General features: G+C 71.6%; 22 protein-coding genes. 14 read left to right on the plus strand and 8 right to left on the minus strand.

Annotated features, from left to right (window positions below):
* Positions 1-60: 60 nt before the first annotated feature.
* A complete protein-coding gene (locus tag ACWCWD_RS33105; RefSeq protein ID WP_450778686.1) occupies positions 61-393 on the minus strand; it encodes a hypothetical protein in 333 nt (110 codons plus the stop codon).
* A gap of 221 nt (positions 394-614) precedes the next feature.
* A complete protein-coding gene (locus ACWCWD_RS33110) occupies positions 615-2,444 on the minus strand; it encodes a bifunctional metallophosphatase/5'-nucleotidase (RefSeq protein WP_450778688.1) in 1,830 nt (609 codons plus the stop codon).
* A gap of 318 nt (positions 2,445-2,762) precedes the next feature.
* Here ACWCWD_RS33110 and mshD point away from each other — a divergent pair, with 318 nt between their 5' ends.
* The 11 genes from mshD (at position 2,763) to pstB (ending at position 14,941) form a co-directional block, all read left to right on the plus strand.
* On the plus strand, positions 2,763-3,686 hold the full coding sequence (gene mshD, locus ACWCWD_RS33115; protein ID WP_450778690.1) for a mycothiol synthase: 924 nt from the start codon (positions 2,763-2,765) through the stop codon (positions 3,684-3,686).
* 153 nt (positions 3,687-3,839) lie between these two features.
* Positions 3,840-4,289, plus strand: a complete 450-nt coding sequence (locus ACWCWD_RS33120; RefSeq protein WP_450778692.1) for a GntR family transcriptional regulator — start codon at positions 3,840-3,842, stop codon at positions 4,287-4,289.
* On the plus strand, positions 4,286-5,200 hold the full coding sequence (locus ACWCWD_RS33125; protein WP_450778694.1) for an ABC transporter ATP-binding protein: 915 nt from the start codon (positions 4,286-4,288) through the stop codon (positions 5,198-5,200). Before ACWCWD_RS33120 ends, ACWCWD_RS33125 begins: the two co-directional genes overlap by 4 nt.
* Complete coding sequence (locus tag ACWCWD_RS33130; RefSeq protein ID WP_450778696.1) at positions 5,197-6,234, plus strand: hypothetical protein; 1,038 nt, start codon at positions 5,197-5,199, stop codon at positions 6,232-6,234. Before ACWCWD_RS33125 ends, ACWCWD_RS33130 begins: the two co-directional genes overlap by 4 nt.
* Positions 6,235-6,601: 367 nt before the next feature.
* Complete coding sequence (locus ACWCWD_RS33135; RefSeq protein ID WP_450778698.1) at positions 6,602-8,863, plus strand: RNA degradosome polyphosphate kinase; 2,262 nt, start codon at positions 6,602-6,604, stop codon at positions 8,861-8,863.
* Entirely contained in the window at positions 8,850-9,869 is a 1,020-nt protein-coding gene (locus ACWCWD_RS33140) for a CHAD domain-containing protein (RefSeq protein ID WP_450778700.1), read from the plus strand. The genes ACWCWD_RS33135 and ACWCWD_RS33140 overlap by 14 nt, the downstream gene beginning before the upstream one ends.
* Entirely contained in the window at positions 9,866-10,282 is a 417-nt protein-coding gene (locus ACWCWD_RS33145; RefSeq protein WP_450778702.1) for an NUDIX hydrolase, read from the plus strand. The genes ACWCWD_RS33140 and ACWCWD_RS33145 overlap by 4 nt, the downstream gene beginning before the upstream one ends.
* A 418-nt stretch (positions 10,283-10,700) precedes the next feature.
* The gene (gene pstS, locus ACWCWD_RS33150) at positions 10,701-11,843 is read left to right on the plus strand and encodes a phosphate ABC transporter substrate-binding protein PstS (RefSeq protein WP_450778704.1); all 1,143 of its coding nucleotides are present in this window, start codon (positions 10,701-10,703) and stop codon (positions 11,841-11,843) included.
* Between the two features lie 229 nt (positions 11,844-12,072).
* Positions 12,073-13,068: a phosphate ABC transporter permease subunit PstC gene (pstC, locus tag ACWCWD_RS33155; RefSeq protein ID WP_450778706.1), complete on the plus strand. Its 996-nt coding sequence runs from the start codon at positions 12,073-12,075 to the stop codon at positions 13,066-13,068.
* Complete coding sequence (gene pstA / locus ACWCWD_RS33160) at positions 13,065-14,135, plus strand: phosphate ABC transporter permease PstA (protein ID WP_450778708.1); 1,071 nt, start codon at positions 13,065-13,067, stop codon at positions 14,133-14,135. The genes pstC and pstA overlap by 4 nt, the downstream gene beginning before the upstream one ends.
* 29 nt (positions 14,136-14,164) lie before the next feature.
* The gene (gene pstB, locus ACWCWD_RS33165; protein WP_450778710.1) at positions 14,165-14,941 is read left to right on the plus strand and encodes a phosphate ABC transporter ATP-binding protein PstB; all 777 of its coding nucleotides are present in this window, start codon (positions 14,165-14,167) and stop codon (positions 14,939-14,941) included.
* Between the two features lie 200 nt (positions 14,942-15,141).
* On the opposite strand, the gene ACWCWD_RS33170 is transcribed toward pstB, so the two are convergent.
* Positions 15,142-16,140: an anion permease gene (locus tag ACWCWD_RS33170; protein WP_450778712.1), complete on the minus strand. Its 999-nt coding sequence runs from the start codon at positions 16,138-16,140 to the stop codon at positions 15,142-15,144.
* A 5-nt stretch (positions 16,141-16,145) separates the two neighbouring features.
* The gene (locus ACWCWD_RS33175; RefSeq protein WP_266706158.1) at positions 16,146-16,766 is read right to left on the minus strand and encodes a DUF47 domain-containing protein; all 621 of its coding nucleotides are present in this window, start codon (positions 16,764-16,766) and stop codon (positions 16,146-16,148) included.
* A 283-nt stretch (positions 16,767-17,049) separates the two neighbouring features.
* Here ACWCWD_RS33175 and ACWCWD_RS33180 point away from each other — a divergent pair, with 283 nt between their 5' ends.
* The gene (locus ACWCWD_RS33180; RefSeq protein ID WP_450778714.1) at positions 17,050-17,436 is read left to right on the plus strand and encodes a metal-sensitive transcriptional regulator; all 387 of its coding nucleotides are present in this window, start codon (positions 17,050-17,052) and stop codon (positions 17,434-17,436) included.
* An 81-nt stretch (positions 17,437-17,517) separates the two neighbouring features.
* On the opposite strand, the gene ACWCWD_RS33185 is transcribed toward ACWCWD_RS33180, so the two are convergent.
* Entirely contained in the window at positions 17,518-17,724 is a 207-nt protein-coding gene (locus tag ACWCWD_RS33185) for a hypothetical protein (RefSeq protein ID WP_450778716.1), read from the minus strand.
* Between the two features lie 549 nt (positions 17,725-18,273).
* Complete coding sequence (locus ACWCWD_RS33190) at positions 18,274-19,116, minus strand: hypothetical protein (protein WP_450778718.1); 843 nt, start codon at positions 19,114-19,116, stop codon at positions 18,274-18,276.
* Between the two features lie 156 nt (positions 19,117-19,272).
* On the opposite strand from ACWCWD_RS33190, the gene ACWCWD_RS33195 reads away from it, so the two are divergent.
* Both ACWCWD_RS33195 and ACWCWD_RS33200 read left to right on the plus strand, forming a co-directional pair.
* Positions 19,273-19,503 carry a hypothetical protein gene (locus ACWCWD_RS33195; RefSeq protein WP_450778720.1) on the plus strand — a complete coding sequence of 77 codons (231 nt, stop codon included), beginning with the start codon at positions 19,273-19,275 and terminating at the stop codon, positions 19,501-19,503.
* A 95-nt stretch (positions 19,504-19,598) separates the two neighbouring features.
* The gene (locus ACWCWD_RS33200) at positions 19,599-21,269 is read left to right on the plus strand and encodes an FAD-binding oxidoreductase (protein WP_450778750.1); all 1,671 of its coding nucleotides are present in this window, start codon (positions 19,599-19,601) and stop codon (positions 21,267-21,269) included.
* A gap of 195 nt (positions 21,270-21,464) precedes the next feature.
* On the opposite strand, the gene ACWCWD_RS33205 is transcribed toward ACWCWD_RS33200, so the two are convergent.
* Together ACWCWD_RS33205 and ACWCWD_RS33210 are read right to left on the minus strand one after the other, a co-directional pair.
* On the minus strand, positions 21,465-22,190 hold the full coding sequence (locus ACWCWD_RS33205) for a phosphatase PAP2 family protein (RefSeq protein ID WP_450778722.1): 726 nt from the start codon (positions 22,188-22,190) through the stop codon (positions 21,465-21,467).
* Between the two features lie 373 nt (positions 22,191-22,563).
* Complete coding sequence (locus ACWCWD_RS33210) at positions 22,564-23,568, minus strand: C40 family peptidase (protein WP_450778724.1); 1,005 nt, start codon at positions 23,566-23,568, stop codon at positions 22,564-22,566.
* Between the last annotated feature and the right edge of the window lie 93 nt (positions 23,569-23,661).

Raw genomic sequence — 23,661 nt, forward strand, 5'->3', positions numbered from 1 at the left:
GCGGGCGCGGCCCCGGGCGCTGTCCCCCGGGGCCGTACGGGAGGTCCGGGGCGGCGGGCCTTACGCGTCGCCCCAGATCTCCCCGCGCGGCTCCCACCACTTCAGGAGCCCCCAGCTCCCGAGCGCGAAGGCGGCCACCCCCACCAGGACGGGCACCCAGGGCCGGTACGTCCAGCGCCGCGTCAAGGCCCAGGCCAGTACCGGAAGAAGGGCCCCGCCGAGGACGATCAGCGGCAGATCGAGGTAGAGCACGCTCAGGTCCCGTGCGTGGCCCTCAAGGCCGCCGTCGACGTTGATGGCCGCTTTCGGCGCCCACATCAACGGCGCGGCCACCGCGCCGAGCCCGGCGAGAAGGCAGCCGGGGGTGCCGCTGGGGCGGTCGACGGGACTCATGCGCGTACCAACGGGTTCTCGCTCATGCCCACCACTGACGTACGGGGAGGGCGCGGCGGTTCCGAGCGCGATGCGAAAGAAACGCAAGCCGACATCGAGCCTTCCCGGCCCTGCCGGGTCCTGCCCCGGGGCAAGCGAAAGGGGGCGGTGGGCCGACCTCGGCCCACCGCCCCCGGAACTGCTGAACTGCCGTACCGCCGTACCGCCGTAATGCCGAACCGCTACTGCACGATCGTGATCCGGTCCGTCACCGGCGGCGCCAGCGGGGCGGAGGCCGTGGAGTGGGCCGCCAGGTAGGCGTTGAAGACGTCCAGGTCGGAGGGGCCGACCAGCTTGTTCGTACCGAGGGCGAGGGCCGGGAAGCCGTCGCCGCCGCCCGCGAGGAACTCGTTCATCGCGACGCGGTAGGTCTTCGCCGGGTCGATCGCCTCACCGTTCAGCTTGACGCTGTCCGCCGAGACGCGGGCGGCGCCGGTCTTCGTCAGGTCGAGCGTGTAGGTGAGGCCCTTGGAGACCTGGAGGATCTTCGGGCTGGCCTCGTTGAGGCCGCTGACCTGCTGCTGGAGCGTGGCGATCAGGTTGGCGCCGGACAAGTCGACGACGTTCATCATGTTGGTGAACGGCTGCACGGTGAAGGACTCGCCGTACGTCACCACCCCGTCGCCCTCACCCGAGGCGCCCGCGTAGACGAGGTCGGCACGGATGCCGCCCGGGTTCATGAACGCGACCTGCGCGCCGCCCTGGTCGGCGGGGGACAGGCCCTCCAGCTGCGCGTCGGCGATCAGGTCGCCGAGCGGCTTCTCCAGGGCCGTGGAGCCGCGTCCGTTGATGTCGGCGGAGATGAAGCCCTGCGGGCGGCCCGCGATCGGGGCGGCCAGCGCGTTCCAGCGGGCGATGAGCGCGGTCATGTCCGAGGCCGGGGCCTGGTCACGGCTGACGACGTGGTTCGCGGACTTCACCGACGTACGCACGATGTCGTTGGTGCGGCGGTCGTAGGTGAGGGTCGTGTCCGTGTAGAGCTTGCCGAAGGACGCGGCCGAGGTGACCATGCGCGGCTTGCCGGCCGGGTCCGGGATGGTGCAGACGTACGCGGTGTGGGTGTGGCCGGTGACCAGCGCGTCGACCTTCGGGGAGATGCCCTTGGCGATGTCCACGATCGGGCCGGAGACACCCGCGCCGGCGCCCGGGCTGTCGCAGTCGTAGTTGTACGAGTTGGAGGCCGGGGCCCCGCCCTCGTGGATCAGCGCGACGATCGACTTGACGCCCTGGCGGTCCAGCTCCTTGGCGTACTTGTTGACCGTCTCGATCTCGTCGTGGAACTGGAGGCCCTTGACGCCGTTGGCCGTGACGATGTTCGGCGTGCCCTCCAGGGTCACCCCGATGAAGCCGATCTTGACGCCGTTCTTCTTCCACACCCAGTACGGCTTGAGGACCGGCTTGCCGGTCTTCTCGCTGGTGACGTTGGCCGAGAGGTAGGGGAAGTCCGCGCCCTGGAACTTCTTGCCCTTCTCGTAGCAGCCGTCGACCGGGTGGCAGCCGCCCTTCTGCAGGCGGGTCAGCTCGTCGATGCCCTCGTCGAACTCGTGGTTGCCGACCGTCGTGACGTCCAGGTCCAGGCCGTTGAGCGCCTCGATGGTGGGCTCGTCGTGGAAGAGGCCGGAGAGCAGCGGGCTCGCGCCCACCATGTCGCCGCCGGCCGCCGTGACGGAGTACGGGTGCCCCTTGCGCGCGGTGCGCAGCGAGGAGGCGAGGTACGCGACGCCACCGGCGGGCACCGACTTCACGGTGCCGTCGGCCTGCGTCTCGGAGACGGTGCCGGACGAGCCGGTCGGCGGCTCCAGGTTTCCGTGCAGGTCGTTGAAGGAGAGCAGCTGCACGTCGACCGTCTTGTCGGCCGGCCGGCCGTGGCCGGAGCTCTTGCCGTGGCCGTGGTCGTCGCCACGGCCGTGGGCGCCGGCCGGCATCACGGCGAGCGCGCTCACCGTGGCCACCCCGGCCGCCAGGGCGAGCAGCCGCCGGGCTGCGCGGTTCTTCTTCACAGTCGCTGACATCGGTCCCCTTGTGAGTGTTCAGCGTGAGGTACGTGGTGTTGACATGTCTGTGTCTTGCGTGCCGCAGCCTAAGGTCAACGCGCGTAGCGCGACAGTCTTTCGGGGTTACGAGCCGGTTGCTTTCCCGTCAGAACCCGCGCCAGTCCGCCATATCGCCCAACCCGGGACCCCGCCGCACGCGGACGGGCCGGCCACCTCCCGTGCCGGGCCCGTCGGCCGCCCGTACCGCCACCTCCCGCGCCGGGCCCGTCAGCGCCCGTACCGCCGCCACCCGCCCGTACCGCCGTCGCGCGGGCCCTCCGCCGTACGCTCGACAGCATGACGACTGACGTACCCCTCCCCGCACCCGGCCGCGAGATCCAGACCCTGGACGTGCTCGCACCCGTCCAGGCCGACGCCGTACTCGACCTGCTCGCCGAGGCCGCCCGGACCGACGGCCGGCAGGCGGTCTCCGAACAGGGACGGCTCTACCTCCGGGGCGGCCACCGCGCCGGCGTCCGCCACCTGCTGCTGACCAGCGGCGGCGTCCTGGCCGGGTACGCGCAACTGGAGGACACCGACCCGGTGGAGGCCCCCGCCGCCGAACTCGTCGTCCTCCCCGAACAGCGCGGCCACGGCCACGGGCGGGCGCTGGGCGCCGCCCTCCTCGCCGCCAGCGGCAAGCGGCTGCGGGTGTGGGCGCACGGCGGCGGCCCGGCCGCCCGCCATCTCTCCCAGGTCCTCGGACTCAGCCTCTTCCGCGAGCTGCGCCAGCTCCGCCGCCCGCTGGTCCCGCTCGACATCGCGGAACCGGTGCTGCCCGAGGGTGTCACCGTCCGCACCTTCGTACCCGGCCAGGACGACGCCGCCTGGCTCGCCGTGAACAGCGCCGCCTTCGCCCACCACCCGGAGCAGGGCGGCCTCACCCAGCGGGACCTCGACGACCGCAAGGCCGAGCCCTGGTTCGACCCGAAGGGCTTCTTCCTCGCCGAGCGCGACGGCGAGCTCGTCGGCTTCCACTGGACGAAGGTGCACGCCGAGGAGCACCTCGGCGAGGTGTACGTGGTCGGCATCCGGCCCGACGCGCAGGGCGGCGGCCTCGGCAAGGCGCTCACCGCGATCGGCCTGCGCCACCTCGCCGCCGAGGGGCTGCCCGACGCGATGCTCTACGTGGACGCGGACAACGTGGCGGCCGTGACGGTGTACGAGCGGATGGGCTTCACCACGCACGAGACCGACCTGATGTACCGCACGGAGTCGTAGCCCTCGACGCCGTACGACGGTTCGTCATCTTCTGTCCCCCAGTGCCACATTGATCCTCCAGAACCACAACTACCCCAGGGGCGGCGTCACTTGACGCCGCCCCTTCCTTGCCCCACCCTTTCACTACTCAACTAGTGAAAGGGTGTTGACCGCATGGCAGAATCCGCAGCGGTCGAATTCCGCATCGACCGGCGCAGCGGCGTCTCCACCTATCTGCAGATCGTCCAGCAGACCAAGCAGGCGCTGCGCCTGGGAGTCCTGCGGCCGGGCGACCGGCTGCCCACCGCGCGCGAGGTCGTCGAAGCCACCGCGATCAACCCGAACACGGTGCTCAAGGCCTACCGCGAGCTGGAGCGCGAAGGACTGGTCGAGGGCCGGCGCGGCCTCGGCACCTTCGTCCGCCGCACCCTGGGCGGCGCCGCCCACGAGGACGCCCACACACCGCTCCGCGCCGAACTCGCCGACTGGATCGGCCGGGCGCGCACCGCCGGACTGGAACGGGACGACATGACCGCGCTCTTCGGCACGCTTCTGGACAGCACATGGGGGCTGGCCGGCACAGGCGAACCGACCGGCGCATTCGAGGGGGAAACGAACGCATGACCACCGCCGCGATCGAGGCCGACGGCCTCGGCACGACGTACCGGCGCGGGAAGGACACCTGGCCCCTGCGCCACTGCTCCTTCCGGCTGCCCACCGGGCGGATATCCGCCCTCGTCGGCCCCAACGGGGCAGGCAAGTCCACCCTGCTCGCCCTCGCCGCCGGGGTACTCCGGCCCGCCGAGGGAACCCTGCGGGTGCTCGGCACCTCGCCCGCCGAGGCCCGTAACCGCATCGGGTACGTGGCCCAGGAGAAGCCGCTCTACGGGCAGTTGACCGTGGCCGAGACACTGCTGACGGGCGCCGAGCTCAACCCCGGCAGCTGGGACGCGGAGACCGCCGAGCGGTTCGCCGGGGACCTGCCCCGCGCCGCCCGGGTCCGTACCCTCTCCGGCGGCTCGCGCACCCGGCTCGCCCTCGCGCTCGCCCTCGGCAAGCGGCCCGAACTGCTGCTGCTGGACGAGCCGATGGCCGACCTCGACCCGCTCGTACGCCACCGGCTGATGGGCCTGCTGATGGCGGAGGCCGCCGACCACGGCACCACCATCGTCATGTCCTCGCACATCCTCAGCGAGCTGGAGGGCGCCTGCGACCACCTTCTCCTCGTCGACGGCGGCCGGGTCCGGCTCGCCGGGGACACCGAGGAGATCCTCGCCGCGCACGCCGTCCTCACCGGACAGGCCGCCGACCTCGCCCCGCACACCGTCGTCGAGTCCCGCACCACGGGCCGCCAGCTCACCGCGCTGGTACGCCCCGAAGGCCCGGTGGACCGGGACGCCTGGCTGGTCACCGCCCCTTCCCTGGAGGACCTGCTGCTCGCCCACCTGCGGTCCCCCGACGCCCCGGCACTGACCCTCACCGGCCCCTTCGCCGGCTCTCCCGACGAAGCCCTCCGGACGGTGAACGCGTCATGAGCACCCTCGCCCCGCCCCGCCCGGCGGCCGCCCGCGCCACCGCCTCCGCCGGTCTGCGCGGGCCCGCCCGGACCGTCGTCCGCCAGCACCGGCGCACCTTCCAGCTGCTGATCCTCCTCACCCTGCTCGCCGTCGCCGGGGTGGTGGCCGTCGCCCTCTGGATCGGCCACGACGCCGGGGTCTTCGCCGGGACGGGCTGCCAGGTGAACGACACCGCCCCGACCTTCGCCTGTGCGCAGTCCGTCCGCGACTACATGGACAGCCAGTACCTCCTCACCCACGTCCAGGGCTACGCCGCGACCCTGCTGATCGCGCTGCCCGCCGTGTACGGGGCGTTCATGGCGGGCCCGGCGATCGGGCGCGAGCTGGAGAGCGGGACCTACCGGCTCGCCTGGACGCAGTCCGTCGCGCCCGCCCGCTGGCTCACCGCGAAGCTGGCCGTCCCCACCGCCCTGGCCGTGGCGTGCACGCTCGTGCTGACGGCCACCTGCACCTGGCTCTCCACCCGGCCCAAGGAGGGCGGCTACCTCTGGTACCAGCGCGAGGTGTACGCCGCCACCGGTACGGTCCCCGTCGCCTACGCGCTCTTCGGGCTGGCCGTCGGCACCCTCGCCGGCCTGCTGCTGCGCCGCACCCTCACGTCCATGGCCCTGGCCGTGGCGGTCCAGGGCATCGCGGTCTGGGGGCTGGACACCGTACGCGACCACCTGTGGCCCGTCATGACGCAGAACCTTGCGCTGAACGGTACGTCCCGCTTCCTCTCCGAAGGAAAGCCCTCCCTCGTCGACTGGGGATACCGCACGGCCTCCGGTGCGCGGTTCCCCTCCGACACCTGCGTCACCGCCGGTCTCACCGGCACCCAGGACGACCGCCTCACCTGCCTGGACCGGCTCGGCGTGACCGCCAGCTACGCGGACTACCACCCGGAATCCCACCGCTGGCCGCTCCAGCTCGTGGAGAGCGGCATCCTGCTCGCCGCAGCCGCCTTGGCCGTGTTCACCGCCTACCGGCTGCTGCGCCGCCTGCACGCCTGATCCCGGGCCCGCCCCGCACACCACCGCGCCGCGCGGACTCCACGAGGGGGGAGCCCGCGCGGCGCGGCCGTACACGGTCCGCCACTGTCCCGGTAACCGGACAACGGGGTCATACCCGCCCCCGGTACCCACAAGGGGGCGCGAACGGCCAGGTGAGCGCCCCCTTGGGGCACCACCCTGCGTCCACACCGCTTCCTGCATGTCATGTCGCCGTTACCGTCCATTCAGACTCGCTTGCGACGCTCACGGAATGCAGCCAGCTGTACCCGCCCCCCGCAACGGAAAGCCCCAGCGCCCTCCCGGACCTTCCGCGATCTTTCCCCGCTCCGACGCGCCCATTGGGCCATTCAGCGGGAAGAATGGGTCCATGAGCCAGCAGCCCAGCGCCGACGTCCCGGTCCAGCAGCCCTCGTCGACTCCTCCGGCCCAGCCGTCGGTGGGGTCCCTCGCCGCTCATCGCCCGCCCGCGGTGTCCAAGGGCACCCGCGGCTTCTCCACCGCCGCGGACCTGGATCCCGATCTCGACGCCGACGCCGACTCCTACGAGCCGCGCCGCGACGGCGGCGGCCTCCCCGGGGACCGCTTCCTCGACCGGGAACGCAGCTGGCTCGCATTCAACGAACGCGTTCTCGAACTGGCCGAGGACCCCGCGACCCCCCTCCTCGAACGGGCTAACTTCCTCGCCATCTTCGCGTCGAACCTCGACGAGTTCTTCATGGTCCGGGTCGCCGGACTCAAGCGCCGCATCGCGACCGGCGTCGCCACCCGCTCCGCGTCCGGGCTCCAGCCCCGCGAGGTCCTGGAACAGATCTGGACCCGCTCCCGCGAGCTCATGGCCCGGCACGCCGCCTGCTACCAGCAGGACATCGCCCCCGCCCTCTCCGACGAAGGCATCCAGCTGATCCGCTGGCCCGACCTGACGGAGAAGGAGCAGGCCCGCCTCTTCACCTTCTTCCGCCAGCGCGTCTTCCCCGTCCTCACCCCGCTCGCGGTGGACCCGGCGCACCCCTTCCCGTACATCTCCGGCCTCTCGCTCAACCTCGCCGTCGTCGTACGCAACCCGGTCAGCGGCCACCGCCACTTCGCCCGGGTCAAGGTGCCGCCGCTGCTCACCCGGTTCCTGGAGGCGTCCCCGCAGCGCCACGTCCCCATCGAGGACGTCATCGCCGCCCACCTCGAAGAGCTCTTCCCCGGCATGGAGGTGCTCGCGCACCACATGTTCCGGGTCACCCGCAACGAGGACCTGGAGGTCGAGGAGGACGACGCCGAGAACCTCCTCCAGGCCCTGGAGAAGGAGCTCATGCGGCGCCGCTTCGGCCCGCCGGTCCGCCTGGAGGTCGAGGAGTCCATCGACCCGTACGTCCTCGACCTGCTGGTCCGCGAGCTGAAGGTCACCGACGCCGAGGTCTACCCGCTGCCCGGCCCGCTCGACCTCACCGGACTCTTCGGCATAGCGTCGCTGGACCGCCAGGAGCTGAAGTACCCCAAGTTCATCGCGGGCACCCACCGCGACCTCGCCGAGGTCGAGTCCGCGTCCGCGCCGGACGTCTTCGCCGCCCTCCGCGAACGCGACGTGCTGCTCCACCACCCGTACGACTCCTTCTCCACCTCCGTCCAGGCGTTCCTGGAACAGGCGGCGGGCGACCCGGACGTACTGGCGATCAAGCAGACGCTCTACCGCACCTCCGGCGACTCCCCGATAGTGGACGCCCTGATCGACGCCGCCGAATCCGGCAAGCAGGTCCTCGTCCTCGTCGAGATCAAGGCCCGCTTCGACGAACAGGCCAACATCAAGTGGGCCCGCAAGCTGGAAGAGGCCGGCTGCCACGTCGTCTACGGCCTCGTCGGGCTGAAGACCCACTGCAAGCTGTCGCTCGTCGTCCGCCAGGAGGGCGACACCCTGCGCCGCTACTCCCACGTCGGCACCGGCAACTACCACCCCAAGACCGCCCGGCTCTACGAGGACATCGGCCTGCTCACCGCAGACCCCCAGGTCGGCGCGGACCTCTCCGACCTCTTCAACCGGCTCTCCGGCTACTCCCGCCGCGAGACCTACCGCCGGCTGCTGGTCGCCCCCAAGTCGCTCCGCGACGGCCTCGTCGCCCGCATCAACAAGGAGATCGCCCACCACCGCGCCGGGCGCCCCTCCTACGTCCGCTTCAAGGTCAACTCCATGGTCGACGAAGCGATCATCGACGCCTGCTACCGGGCCTCGCAGGCCGGTGTCCCGGTGGACATCTGGGTACGCGGCATCTGCGCGATCCGCCCCGGAGTCGCCGGGCTCTCCGAGAACATCCGGGTCCGTTCGATACTCGGCCGCTTCCTCGAACACTCCCGGCTCTTCTCCTTCGGCAACGGAGGCGAACCCGAGGTCTGGTTCGGCAGCGCCGACATGATGCACCGCAACCTCGACCGCCGGATCGAAGCCCTGGTCCGGGTCACCGACCCCGCCCACCGCGCCGCACTCAGCCGGCTCCTGGAGACCGGCATGGCCGACACCACCTCGTCCTGGCACCTGGGTCCCGACGGCGAATGGACCCGCCACTCCACGGACGCGGACGGCCAGCCCCTGCGGCACGTACAGGAAATGCTCATCGACGCACGGAGGCGCAGGCGTGCGACGCCCTGACCAGCAGACGCCCGGTACCGCCACGGCACTCTCCGCCGAGGCGGTCCTCGCGCCCTACCTGCGCGCCCAGGCCGCCGACTTCCTCCGGAGTCTGCGCCTGCACCGCGAACAGAGCGCCCCCACCGACTCCGGCAGCCGGGGCGCGGAGGAGGCCGCCCGCGCCCTGCGCCGCTCGGCCCGCCGCATCAGCGGAACCCTGCACACCTTCAAGGGGCTCCTCGACCCCGGCTGGGCCGACCAGCTCCGCGCCGAACTGGCCTGGCTCTCCGGCACCCTCGCCCGCGAGCACGACTGCTCCACCCGGCTGCTGCGCCTCCTCGAAGCCCTCCACCGGCTCTCCGGCGCCCACCTCCCGGCCGCCCGCACCGGCAAGGCGGCCGCCACCGGCACGGGCCCCGGCACGGGTACGGGTACGGACCGGGCGGCCCTGGACGTCGGCGCCGCCCGCGCCGGAGCCCTGCTGGAACGCCAGCTCACCCTGGCCCGCACCCGCGCCCACTCCGCGGCGCTCCAGGCGCTCGGCTCCTCCCGCTTCCACGCGGTCGCCGACTCCGTCGCGCTGCTCGCCTCCGAGGTCCCGCTGACCGCCGCGGCCACCGCCCCCGCCGCCGAAACCCTCCTCGGCCCCTCCGAACACGCCCGCGGCCGGCTGCTCGGCGCCGTCGCCGCCCTGCCGCCCGGCGAAGCCGCCGACGTCTACAACGAGGCGCACGACGCGCACTGGCACCAGATCCGGCTGCTGCTCCGCCTCCACCGGTACGCCCACGAAGTCGTGGCCGGCGCACCCGACCCGGTCCTGGGCGGCCCGGAACACGCCCTCGACCTGCACCGGGAGGCCTCCGAAGCCGCCTCCGCCGCGTCGGCGGCGGCCCGCACCCCACGCATCGCCCCCGCCACCGCGTACGCCCTCGGCGTCCTCCACGCCGACCAGCGCCACGAGGTCGACGCCGCCCGCTGCGTGTTCCGCGAGACCTGGCCGTACGCGGCGGCCGTACCGGCGCCATGAGCTCCCCCGGCCCGGTGCTCGCCGCCGGCTGCGTGCTCTGGCGCCGCTCCCCGTACGACGGCGCCCTGGAGGTCTGCCTCGTGCACCGGCCGCGCTACGACGACTGGTCGCACCCCAAGGGGAAGCTGAAGCGCGGCGAGAGCCCACGGGACGCGGCGGTGCGCGAGGTACTGGAGGAGACCGGCCACCACTGCGAGCCCGGCGCCGCGCTGCCGACGCTGCGGTACGAGGTGAACGGGCACCCCAAGGAGGTCTTCTACTGGGAGGCCCCCGCCACCGGCGGAGCCTTCGTACCCAACGACGAGGTGGACCGCGTCGCCTGGCTCACCCCCGCCGCCGCCCGCGACCGGCTGACCCGCCCCGCCGACCGGGTACCCCTCGACGCGACGGTCGCCGCACTGCCGGACGCCTGACCCCGCACGCCTGACGCCGGACGCCTGACGGATCGGCATCGGCATCGGCATCGGCATCGGCATCGGCAAGCCGGAGAACCGGCGGGCCGAAACCTCGGGCCGGAGACCTGCCCGGAGCCGCGCCCTCGCGCGTCAACACAGCACGCACCACCCCGCCCGCGGCCGCTCCCGCGCGCGTCAACACGGCACCCTCCCCTTCACCCCGGGCCGCACCGCGACCGGGGCGGCAGGCGCGCCCGCAACCCCGCACCGTCCGACACGGTTCACCTTCCGTTCACTCCCCCCCGTAGGGCGCTTCACCTGTTCTGCCTAATTTCGGACTTACACGGTGCGAGGCGCTCGGCCAACCCACCATTCCTCATCGCACGCCGTCGTAGAACGTATCGACCACGGCGGCTCCTGGAAGGAACACCCGAAAGTGAAGCTTCAGCGCAAGAACCGGCTTCGTGCCACCGCGCTCGGTGCCCTCGCCGTCTCCGGCGCCCTGGTCCTCACGGCGTGCGGTTCGGACGACAACACCAGCAGCAGCACGACCGGCGGGTCCAGCCAGTCCGCCTCCGCCGCTGCCTCGGACATCTCCTGCGACGGTGCCACCGGCCAGCTCCTGGCCTCCGGTTCCAGCGCGCAGAAGAACGCCGTGGACCTCTGGGTGAAGAACTACATGGCCGCCTGTTCGGGCGTCGAGGTCAACTACAAGTCCTCCTCCTCCGGCGAAGGCATCATCGCCTTCAACCAGGGCACCGTCGGCTTCGCCGGCTCCGACTCCGCGCTGAAGCCGGAAGAGGTCGCCGACTCGAAGAAGATCTGCAAGACCGGCCAGGGCATCAACCTCCCGATGGTCGGCGGCCCGATCGCGATCGGCTTCCACCTCGAAGGTGTCGACAGCCTGACGCTGGACGCCCCCACCCTCGCGAAGATCTTCGACACGAAGATCAAGAAGTGGAACGACGACGCCATCGCCAAGCTCAACCCGGGCGTCAAGCTGCCGGACAAGGCGATCCAGCCCTTCCACCGCTCCGAGGACTCCGGCACCACGCAGAACCTCGGCAAGTACCTCGCCGCCACCGCAGGCGACAACTGGAAGTACGAGCCCGAGAAGAAGTGGCCGGCCCCCGGTGGCCAGGCCGCGACCGGCTCCGCCGGTGTCGCCGCCCAGGTGAAGCAGGTCGACGGCTCGATCGGCTACTTCGAGCTCTCCTACGCCACCTCGCAGTCGATCTCCACCGTCGACATCAACACCGGCGCCTCCGCCCCGGTCAAGGCCTCCCCGGAGACCGCCTCCGCCGCCATCGCCGCCGCCAAGATCAAGGGCACCGGCAAGGACCTGGCGCTCGACCTCGACTACACCACCAAGGCCGAGGGCGCCTACCCGATCGTCCTCGTCACGTACGAGGTCGTCTGCGACACCGGCAACAAGGCCGAGACCCTCCCGACGGTCAAGTCCTTCCTGACCTACACCGCCTCCGACGCGGGCCAGAAGCTCCTCACCGAGGCCGGCTACGCGCCGATCCCGACCGAGATCAACACGAAGGTCCGCGAGACCATCGCCGCCCTCTCGTAATCACCGCTCCACCCGCTCCACCCGCTCGTTCCGCTCCACCCCTCCGCCTCCGGCGGAACCCCGTACGGCCCGGCCCCCGACCCGGACCGGGCCGTACGGACACGAACGACCGGCGGCCGGTACGGCAGCAGACCCGCGAGGGCCTCGGCCACCGACCGGCCGCCGCGCAATCCCATCCGGTGCACCGCCGCCAGGGGAGCCCCGCTCCCCCACACAGACCGGAAAGACCATGGCCTCCACCACACCGATAGACATCCCACCGGCACCGCCGGCCCGTCAGACCCGCCCGGCGAAGTCCACCGGGCGCGCGGGCGACAAGATCTTCCTGGGCCTCTCCCGGGGCTCGGGCATCCTGCTCCTGGTGATCATGGCGTCTATCGCCGTGTTCCTCACCTACCGCGCCGTACTCGCCGTCTCGAAGGACGAGGGCAACTTCCTCACCACCTTCGACTGGAACCCGGCGGGCGACCCGCCGGTCTTCGGCATCGCGGTCCTGCTCTTCGGCACCGTCGTCAGCTCGATCGTCGCGATGGTCATCGCGGTCCCGGTCGCCGTCGGCATCGCCCTCTTCATCTCGCACTACGCGCCGCGCAAGCTGGCAGCCCCCCTCTCGTACGTGGTCGACCTGCTCGCCGCGGTCCCCTCGATCGTCTACGGCATCTGGGGCGCCCTCGTCCTGGTCCCGCACCTGGAGGGCCTCAACCTCTGGCTCGACGAGTTCTTCGGCTGGACGTACATCTTCGAGAAGACCGAGGTCGGCGTCGCCCGCTCGCTCTTCACCGTCGGCATCCTGCTCGCGATCATGATCCTGCCGATCGTGACCAGCGTCAGCCGCGAGGTCTTCCTCCAGGTCCCCCGGATGAACGAGGAAGCCGCCCTGGCCCTCGGCGCCACCCGCTGGGAGGTCATCCGCCTCTCGGTGCTGCCCTTCGGCCGCTCCGGCGTCATCTCCGCCTCGATGCTCGGCCTGGGGCGCGCGCTCGGCGAGACGATGGCCGTCGCCACGGTCCTCTCGCCCAGCTTCCTCATCTCGTTCCACCTGCTCAACCCGGGCGGCGGCACCTTCGCCCAGAACATCGCCGCGAAGTTCGACGAGGCCACCCAGCTCGGGCGTGACGCCCTGATCGCCTCCGGTCTCGTGCTCTTCGTGCTCACCCTGCTGGTCAACGGCGCGGCCCGGCTCATCATCGCCCGCCGCAAGGAGTACTCGGGGGCCAACGCATGAGCCACGCACCGACCGGCGTCCAGGACCGCCGGACCCCCTCCGGAGGCGCCCTCAGCAGCCGCGCCCTCCCCCGCTGGGCCCCCCTCGGGTTCGCCGTCGCCGCGATCGTCCTCGGAGTCGGCATCGGCGCCGCGGCCGGCCTGGACAGCAAGATCCAGTGGGGCCTGATCGCCGCCCTGCTCTTCCTGGCGCTCTCCTACGTGACCACCACGGTGGTCGAGAACCAGCGCCAGGCGAAGGACCGCCTCGCGACCAGCGTCGTCTGGGTCTGCTTCATCCTCGCGATCGTCCCGCTCGCCTCCCTCGTCTGGACGACGGTGAGCCGCGGCGCGAAGGTCCTCGACGGCTACTTCCTCACCCACTCGATGGCCGGCGTGCTCTCCACCGAGCCCGGCGGCGGCGTCTACCACGCACTGATCGGCACCCTGGAGCAGGTCGGCATCGCCACCGTCATCTCCGCGCCGATCGGCCTGCTGACCGCCGTCTACCTCGTCGAGTACGGCAAGGGCGCCCTCGCCAAGGCCGTCACCTTCTTCGTCGACGTGATGACCGGCATCCCCTCCATCGTCGCCGGCCTCTTCATCCTCTCGATCATGCTCATGGCCGACCTGGGGCCCTCCGGCCTCATGGGCTCGCTCGCCCTGTCGATCCTGATGATCCCGGTCGTGGTCCGCTCCACCGAGGAGATGCTCAAGCTCGTCCCGAACGAGCTGCGCGAGGCGTCGTTCGCCCTCGGCATCCCGAAGTGGCGCACCATCCTGAAGGTGGTCCTGCCGACCGCGATCGGCGGCATCGCGACGGGCGTCATGCTCGCCATCGCCCGCGTCGCCGGTGAGACCGCGCCGATCATCCTGCTCGTCTTCGGCAGCCAGCTGATCAACACCAACCCCTTCAGCGACCCGCAGTCCTCGCTCCCGTACTACATCTGGGAGCAGTACAAGGTCGGTTCCGAGGCGTCGTACGACCGCGCCTGGGGTGCGGCACTGGTGCTGATCGCCTTCGTCATGATCCTCAATCTGGTGGCCCGCGGCATCGCCCGCTGGAAGGCCCCGAAGACCAGCCGCTGACCGCGGCCACGAAAGAAGCAGTGATTCAGATGGCGAAGCGCATCGACGTCAGCGGCCTCACCGCCTACTACGGCACCCACAAGGCCATCGAGGACATCTCGATGACCGTGGAACCCCGCTCCGTGACGGCCTTCATCGGCCCCTCCGGCTGCGGCAAGTCCACCTTCCTGCGCACCCTGAACCGGATGCACGAGGTCACCCCCGGCGGCCGCGTCGAAGGCAAGGTGCTGCTCGACGACGAGAACCTGTACGGATCGAACGTCGACCCGGTCTCCGTACGCCGCACGGTCGGCATGGTCTTCCAGCGCCCCAACCCCTTCCCGACCATGTCGATCTTCGACAACGTGGCGGCGGGCCTGAAGCTGAACGGCAAGTACCGCAAGAGCGAGCTGAACGACGTCGTCGAGAAGTCGCTCCAGGGCGCCAACCTCTGGAACGAGGTCAAGGACCGCCTGAACAAGCCGGGCTCCGGCCTCTCCGGCGGCCAGCAGCAGCGGCTCTGCATCGCCCGCGCCATCGCGGTCGAGCCCGAGGTCCTGCTGATGGACGAGCCCTGCTCCGCGCTCGACCCGATCTCGACCCTCGCGGTCGAGGACCTGATCAGCGAGCTGAAGGAACGCTTCACGATCGTCATCGTGACGCACAACATGCAGCAGGCGGCGCGCGTCTCCGACCGCACGGCCTTCTTCAACCTCGCCGCGGTCGGCAAGCCGGGCCGTCTCATCGAGATAGACGAGACGGAGCGGATCTTCGCCAACCCGTCGGTCCAGGCCACCGAGGACTACATCTCGGGCCGCTTCGGATAAACCGGTCCGGGTCCCGGGCCGCTTCGGACGAACCGGTCCAGCCCTCCCCCGCCGCCCCGGACCTCCGGGCGGCGGGCCCCCGAACAGCCTCGCGGTGCTGCATGGCGGTGCCACCGTAAGGCCGAAAAGGGGCCGCCCCCGTTCTCTGCGAAGAGAACGGGGGCGGCCCCACATCCACACTCGGTCGGTCGGTTCGTGCCTCAGCCGAAGAGCAGGTACACGATGCCGTAGCTTCCCGCGGCGACGAGCCCCGCCGCGGGCATGGTGATGAACCAGCCCAGGATGATGTTCTTGGCGACGCCCCAGCGGACCGCGTTGACCCGCTTGGTCGCGCCGACACCCATGATCGCGGAGGTGATGACGTGCGTGGTGGAGATCGGGGCGTGGAAGAGGAACGACGAACCGAACATGATCGACGCGCCGGTCATCTCGGCCGCGAAACCCTGCGGCGGGTCCAGCTCGATGATCTTCCGGCCGAGCGTGCGCATGATGCGCCAGCCGCCCGCGTACGTACCGAGCGAGAGCATCAGCGCACAGACGATCTTGACCCAGACCGGGATCTCGTCGTTCGGGCCCTCGACATCGGCGATGACCAGGGCCATCACGACGATACCCATCGTCTTCTGGGCGTCCTGGAGACCGTGGCCCAGCGCCATGGCGGCCGCCGAGACCGTCTGCGCGATCCGGAAACCACGCTTGGCCTTGTGCGGGTTGGACTTCCGGAACATCCACATGATCGCGACCATGAAGAGGTAACCGACGACCAGGCCGATGACCGGGGAGAGGAACATCGGAATGACGATCTTCTCCAGCACCCCGTCCCAGTGCACCATCGTCCCGCCGGCCAGCGCCGCCCCGACCATGCCGCCGAACAGGGCGTGCGAGGAGGAGGACGGCAGGCCGAAGTACCAGGTCACGAGGTTCCAGACGACCGCGCCGACCAGCGCAGCGAAGAGGATGCCCATCCCCTTCGAGCCCTCGGGGGTGGCGATGAGCCCCTCACTGACCGTCTTGGCGACGCCCTGTCCGAGGAACGCACCGGCCAGGTTCATCACCGCGGCCATCGCCAGAGCCGCCCGCGGGGTCAGCGCCCGGGTGGAGACCGAGGTGGCGATGGCGTTCGCGGAGTCGTGGAAGCCGTTCGTATACGTGAAGCCGAGCGCGACGCCAATGGTCACGATCAGCGCAAAGGTGTCCACTGAAGTCAGGACTCCTTGACCGCGATGGTCTCCACGGTGTTGGCGACGTGCTCGAACGCGTCGGCCGCCTCTTCCAGCACGTCCACGATCTGCTTCAGCTTGAGCACCTCGATGGCGTCGTACTTGCCGTTGAAGAGGTGGGCGAGCAGCTTGCGGTGGATCTGGTCCGCCTGGTTCTCCAGCCGGTTGACCTCGATCCAGTACTCGGTGAGGTTGTCCATGGTCCGCAGCCCCGGCATGGCCTCGGCGGTCAGCTCCGCCGCCCTGGCCAGCACCTCGATCTGCTGCTCGACACCCTTCGGGAGCTCCTCCACCTGGTACAGGACGACCAGGTCGACGGCCTCCTCCATGAAGTCCATGATGTCGTCGAGCGACGACGCGAGGTTGTAGATGTCCTCGCGGTCGAACGGCGTGATGAAGGAGGAGTTCAGCTGGTGGAAGATCGCGTGGGTGGCATCGTCCCCCGCGTGCTCGGCCGCCCGCATGCGCTCCGCGATCTCGGCCCGGGAGGAAGAATCCGCTCCGAGCAGTTCCATCAGGAGTTTCGAGCCCGTGACGATGTTGTCCGCTGATGCGGAAAACATGTCGTAGAAGCTCGTCTCCCTGGGGGTCAGACGAAAGCGCACGTGGGGTCCTCGGGATGCTTTGGGTTCGGTCAGGCTGATGCTAGGCGCATCATCCGGCCACGGCTAACCGGCATTCTTCAGTGTCGCCCATCCACCAGCGTGATCAGCACGGCCCCCGGGTCACGTTTCGGCTCGATTCGTTACCATATACCCGCCCGGGGTATACAGCCCCGGAAGAGACCTGGGGGCGGCATCCGGCGACCCGGCCGGCCGGAGTGCGGGAGCGGGTACGGCCACCGACCCGGCCGCGGACACGTCCGGGTACGACACAACGGGAGGACCCATGACCACCACCGAGGCCGCCGGCCAGACCGGACCCACGCCCCCGGAACCCGTCGGGACCCCGCCCGAGCGTCCGGCCGGTGCCGCCACCGACCACGACCGGGGCATCCACGGCTACCACCACCAGAAGGACGAGCACCTCAAGCGCCTGCGCCGGATCGAGGGCCAGATCCGCGGCCTCCAGCGGATGGTGGACGAGGACACCTACTGCATCGACATACTCACCCAGGTCTCGGCGTCCACCAAGGCGCTGCAGTCCTTCGCGCTCCAGCTGCTGGAGGAACACCTCCGCCACTGCGTCGCCGACGCCGCCGTCAAGGGCGGGGACGAGATCGACGCGAAGGTCGACGAGGCCACCAAGGCCATCGCCCGCCTGCTCCGTACCTGACGGCCGTGCCGCCCGGGCCCGGCCCCCGGCGCACCTCTCCGCGCACGTGACACGTGACACGTGCCACACCGTCCGGTCGGGTCAGGGCCTTCGTTCGGACTGGAGGGGGATGTTGCCGGACGGACCGGCGGCCTCGCCCGCGTTGAGCACCTCGTCGATACGGTCCGGACTGAGCCGGTCCTCGGGGCTGGAGGATGCGGCGATCATCAGCTCGCCGCAGAGCTCGATCTCGGCGAGGGCCACGTACTCCTGTGCGTTCGGAGCGCTGAGCGTCACCACCTGCGTCACCTCTTCTCTCTACCGTCGCCGGCCCTCGGGGCTGTCCCGTGATCCCTGGCGCATGCGCGACCACGGCCACGGCGCCCAGGGCCCTTTGCCCGGACCGGCCCCGGCCGCGCTGCCGGAACGTCCGCATACATCCCGGATGCGAACGCCCCTCCGCCTCGCGACGCACCGTGTCCGACGCCGCACACTGATCCACCGCGGATCACGGGAGAGTCCTTCGGCGCACAGACTCCAAGCGTAGGGACCGGCAAGCGCCGCGCGCATGACACGGACGGGCCATTTCGGCCCCTCCCAAGAGGACTGCTCTCCCCCGTCGAACGCCCGTACACACGGCCGACCACCCGGCCGACCACCCGGCCGACCTCCCGGCCAACCGCTCGGTCGGCCGTCCCGCCCGCGCCCGTACGAACGTCGATATCCAGCCACCCGTGTCGACCGGGGCGCCGACCCGGATGCCGGCCCGTCGGCACGGCCGCGGGTGCCGCCGCCCCTGCCGCCGGGCCTGCCGTCACCCCCGCCGCCGGGCTTGCCGCCGTCACCACCACCACCGCCTCAGCTCTGCCGGATCTCGCCCGTGTAGAGGTCCGCCCCGTCCGGCAACTCCACGGTCACCGGCGTCCCGAACCCGTACAGCAGCATCGTCGAGACCACCGTCACCGCAGGGCCGTCGGCCGCGAAGGTGAAGCGGTGACGGACCTTCCGGAGCCGGCCCTCGTCGTCCAGGTAGGCGTCGAAGGGCACCGCGTGCGTGCGGAAGCCGTCCGCCGCGGCGCTCAGCGCCGCCCGCGACAGGGGCGAGGCGGCCCCCGCCGCGCTGCCGATGTCCGCCGTCCCCCGGTAGTGGCGGACCCCGATGCCCGCCAGCTCGGTCCGCCCCACGTACGTCACGCCCCGGGCCTCGCGCAGCAGCTCGGCGGCGGCCATCGGGTCGGTGACCCCGCCGGTGACGAGGTTGCCGTCCGCCAGCACCGTGGTGTCGATCCGCACCCACTTGCCCTCAGGGACCCCGGCGCCCCGGTTCTTCATGTAGAGCGCGCCGGGCGTCAGCAGCTCGGTGATCGGCCGGTGCTCGTCCGACCCGGCGGCGTCCTTCGGCAGCACCACCTTGATACGGCCGAGCTGCCTGCGGAAGTCGTACGCCCCCTGACCCCGGATGGTCACCCGGGTGCCGCCGGCCGAGGTCTCCATCGAGGTGTTGGTCTCCGCCCCTCCGAACGCGGCGAGCACGTCCGCCGCCCGGTCGAGCACCCGCGCGGGCGGCTCGTCCGCCGGAGCGCCCGCGACCGTCCCGCTCTCCCCGCCGGAACAGCCGGCCAGCACCGCGAGCACGCCCGCCACGGCCAGCGCGCGGACAGCCAGTGCCGCGCCTTCGCACCTGTGCTGCCGCACCACCATCGCCTGCCAACCCCCAACGACGTCACGCCGGAACCGGGCCCTCGCCCGTCCCGCATAACGACGGCCGCCGTCCCCCGTCACGCCGGGTCACCCCGATCGGCGGCGGGCCCGCGGTAACCCCTCCCGCCCGGACCGCCCCGCCAGTACCGTGGACGCGTGCATCAGGAAGCTTTTCTCCCCGCCCGGCGCACCCCGGTGCGTACGGCCCCGCCGTCCGGCACCGTCACTCCTGCCGAGCCCGTTGCCGCAGCTCAGGACCATGCGACGACCACCACCGAACGCGGCTCGTTCTGTCTCGCCCGCTGCACCTGCGGCTGGTCGGGACCGGCCCGCCGCTCCCGCGACCTGGCCCGCACCGACGCCGAACGCCACCGGACAGGATCCTGACCGAACGGGTGCGGTGCCCACCAGCGCCCTGTACCCGGCTCTTCCACCGCAACGGCCCCGGAGGCCCTTCCATGAAGCAGCCGCGCCTCCCGGGCATGGTGACCCCCGCACCCCGGCACCCGAACCCCGTACCCGCCCCGGCCGCCCTGCCGCCCGCCCGCCGCACGGTGCTGGCCGCCGGGGCGCTCGCCGCGCTCACCTCCGCAGCCGCGTCCTGCTCCGCCCCGGGAGCGGACTCACCGGGCGCGGACGCGTCGGGGACCGGCCGCCCCGGTGTCCCCCGTCCCGCCACCGGCTCGCCCACTCCGACGAGGTCCCCCGCCGCGTCGGCCGGCGGGGCCCCGGCGGACTGGCAGGCGCTCGGCCGCGGGCTCGACGGCACCCTCGTACGGCCCGAGGACTCCCCGTACGACACCGCACGCCGCCTCTACAACACCCGCTTCGACACCCAGCGGCCCGCGGCCGTCGCCTACGTCCGGCACGAGGACGACATACGCGCGTGCCTCGCCTTCGCCCGTACGACCGGGACCCCCGTGGCGATCCGCAGCGGCGGCCACTCCTACGCGGGCCTCTCCGGCGGCACCGGGCGCCTGGTCGTCGACGTCTCGGCCCTCTCCGGCGTCGAGGCGGACGGCACCATCGGCGCGGGCGCCCGGCTCGGCGACATCTACCGGGGACTCGGCGCCCACGGCCTCACCGTCCCGGGCGGCTCCTGCGCCACGGTCGGCATATCCGGCCTCACCCTCGGCGGCGGCCACGGCGTGGCCTCTCGCGCGTACGGCCTGACCTGCGACAACCTCACCTCCGCCACCCTGGTCACCGCCGACGGCCGCACCCTGACCGCCGACGCCGGCCAGAACCAGGACCTCTTCTGGGGGCTGCGCGGCGGGGGCAACGGCACCTTCGGCGTCGTCACCCGGCTCCACTTCCGTACCTCGCCCGCCCCGCAGACCGTCGTCTGCAACCTCGGCTGGCCGTGGTCCCGGGCCGGCGCGGTGCTCGCCGCCTGGCAGGAGTGGGGACCCGACCAGCCGGACGAGATCTGGTCCTCGCTCCACTTCGAGGCGGGCGCGGACGGCGCCGACCCGACCGTGTCGCTCGCGGCGTTCAGCCTCGGCACCTACGGCGACCTCCAGAACGCGGTGGACCGGCTCGCCGACCGCGCCGGATCCCCCGCCTCCACCGTCTCCCTGCGCCGACGCGGCTACGAGGACGCGATGCTGGCCTACGCCGGCTGCGCGGGCCTCACCGCCGACCAGTGCCACCTGCCTGGTACGACCCCGGGGCGCACCGCCCGGGGAGTCCTCGGGCGCGAGACGTACGCGGCGGCCTCCGACTTCTTCACCCGCTCGCTGCCGCCCGAGGGGCTGCGCGCCCTCACCGGGGGCGTCGAGGCGTTCGGCCGCCGGTCCGTCGGCGAGGGCGGCAAGGGGTCGGTCATCCTCACGGCCCTCGGCGGGGCGGTCAACCGGGTCGCCCGGGACGCGACCGCCTTCGTGCACCGCGACTCCCGGATGCTCGCCCAGTACATCGCCGCCTGGAGCCCGGATTCCCCCGGGTCCTCGGCGACCCGCGCGCAGGGGTGGCTGAAAGACATCCATGCGGCGATGGCCCCGCACGCGTCCGGGGAGGCGTACCAGAACTACTCCGACCCCACGCTCACCGACTGGCGCCGCGCCTACTTCGGCTCCTCGGCCGACCGGCTCGGCCGGCTCCGCGACCGGTACGACCCCGAAGGGCTCTTCGCCGGACCGCAGACGCCGTGAACCCGCCGCCGTGAACCCGTCGCTCCGTCAGCCCGTCGCCGTGAACCCGCCGCCGTGAACCCGCCGCTCCGTCAGCCCGGTTTTCCCGTACGGGTACGGAACAGGGCGCCGGCCCCCACCGGGGAACCGACGCCCTGCCGCTGATGTGTCCTGCTTCTCCGCTGCCCGCTGCCCCGCTCCGTACCTGAGGGGTGCTCAGGCGGCGAGGTCCTTGTCGCCCGTACCGCCGCCGCGGCCCGATCTCGGCTCGGGCACCCCCAGCGTCCCGCCGAGGCCGCCGGCCGGGCGGGCCGCCCGCCGCGACCGGACGAGGAAGCCCGCCCGCGGCGACCGGGAGACGGCCGCCATCAGCGGGGTCAGCAGCGCCATGGCCAGCGGGGCGAGGAGAAGGGTGACGGCCGTGCCCAGGGCGAGGCCGCCGATGACGTCGGTCGGGTAGTGCACGCCCATCCAGACGCGGCAGAACCCCTCCGCGAACGCGAGCCCCAGCGCGACGAACCCGAACTTCCGGCCGGCCACGAAGATCCCGACCGCCATGGCCATCGCCATGGTGGCGTGGTCGCTGACGAAGGAGAAGTCGTTCTTGCCGTCGACGAGGACGTCGAGCCCCGCGTGGTCCTTGAACGGACGCGGGCGCTCCACGAACCCCCGGATGGGGATGTTGACGAGGAGGGCGATCCCTGCGGCGAGCGGGGCCCAGACGAGTGCGGCGACCGCCGTCACCGAGTCCTCGGCCGTGCCGCGCCGGCGGACGTTCCACCAGCACCACAGGACCACCAGGACCATGCCGAGCATGATCCCGTACTCACCGACGAACTCCATGACGCTGTCGAGCCAGGAGGGAGAGGCCTTCGCCAGCCCGTTGATGTCGTAGAGCAGGCTGACGTCGGGGTTCGACCCATCGAATGCGAGTCCAGCCATCTGCTGCGGCCCCTTGCCTTGTCTGCTGCCGCGACGCGCGTCCATGCGCGCCGCCCGTGGTCGTACCCCCGCAATCGGTGCGATCCGGTACCGCTTATCTCTCGCCGCGTCCTGCGACGCGACGGTGGTCGGGCGATCGCGCAAGGTCGGTGCGCGGGCCTTCCCCTTCCAGGGAACGGCCTTCCGGTAGCGACGGTTCCGCCCTCCACCGAATGATCACCATGACGTTATCGAAGAGTGACTCATCGTCGCATCTCGGGGCCCTGGCCTCACGGAAAGTTCCTGGCACCACGCCCGCCCCGGTGATCCCGTATGCCCCGTTGGTCCCGTGGGCCTCTTGGGCCCCTCGCACACCCACGCCGCTCCGCGTCTCTCACGCTTGCGGGAGGGCGGTGGGGAGCGCGGCGGCGCCGTCCTTGGTGACCCGCGTCGCGCCGAAGTAGTCGGGGCTGTCGATCTTGTCGAAGCGGATCACCGCCCCGGTGTACGGCGCGTTGATCATGTACCCGCCGCCGACGTAGATCCCTACGTGGTGGATGGCGCGCGAGTCGGTCAGATCGTCGGAGAAGAACACCAGGTCGCCGGGGAGCAGCTCGTCCCGGGACGGATGTGCCCCCGCGTTGTACTGGTCGTTGGCGACCCGGGGGAGCTCGATGCCCACGCTCCGGTACGCGGCCTGCGTCAGCCCGGAACAGTCGAACCGGCCGCCCTGGTCCGCCGTCCCGTTGCCGCCCCAGAGGTACGGAGTGCCCAGCTTCTGCTGCGCGTAGTAGATGGCCCCGGCCGCCTGCTGGGAGGGCGCCACCCGGCCGACCGGCTTGGCGAAACTCTTCTCCAGGGAACGGATGATCTTGACGTAGTTCTGCGTCTCGGCGATCGCCGGAACCCCGCCCGCCCGGATGACCCGGTAGGCACCCGCGTTGTAGGACGCGAGCATGTTGTCGGTCGGATCGCCCGGCACGTCCTTCACGTACCCGGCGAGCTCACAGTCGTACGAAGCGGCCGACGGAATGGCGTCGGCCGGGTCCCACACGTCCCGGTCCCCGTCGCCGTCCCCGTCGACACCGTGCGTGGCCCAGGTGCCCGGGATGAACTGCGCGATCCCCTGGGCCGCCGCCGCGCTCTGCGCCCGCGGGTTCCAGCCACTCTCCTGGTAGAGCTGGGCTGCGAGCAGCGCCGGATTGATCGCGGCGCAGAGCGTGCCCCACTTCTCCACGAGCGGCTGATACCGCGCGGGCACCGCCCCCGCGGCCAGCCCGACCGACCCGCTCGCCCCCGCGATGCCCGCGGCGGCGGAGTACGTACCGACGACCAGCAGCCCCACGAAGCCGAGGCACAGCCCGATCCCGCCGCCCACGAACACCCAGTATTTCCGCACCCCTCAACCATCCCCTACCGAGGCGCGGTTCAAGGGTCGTTTCGAGGGTGTGTACGAATCGTTCGAAGCACTCGCGTCACCTGCGCATCCCCT

This window comes from Streptomyces sp. NPDC001493 (assembly GCF_053597235.1).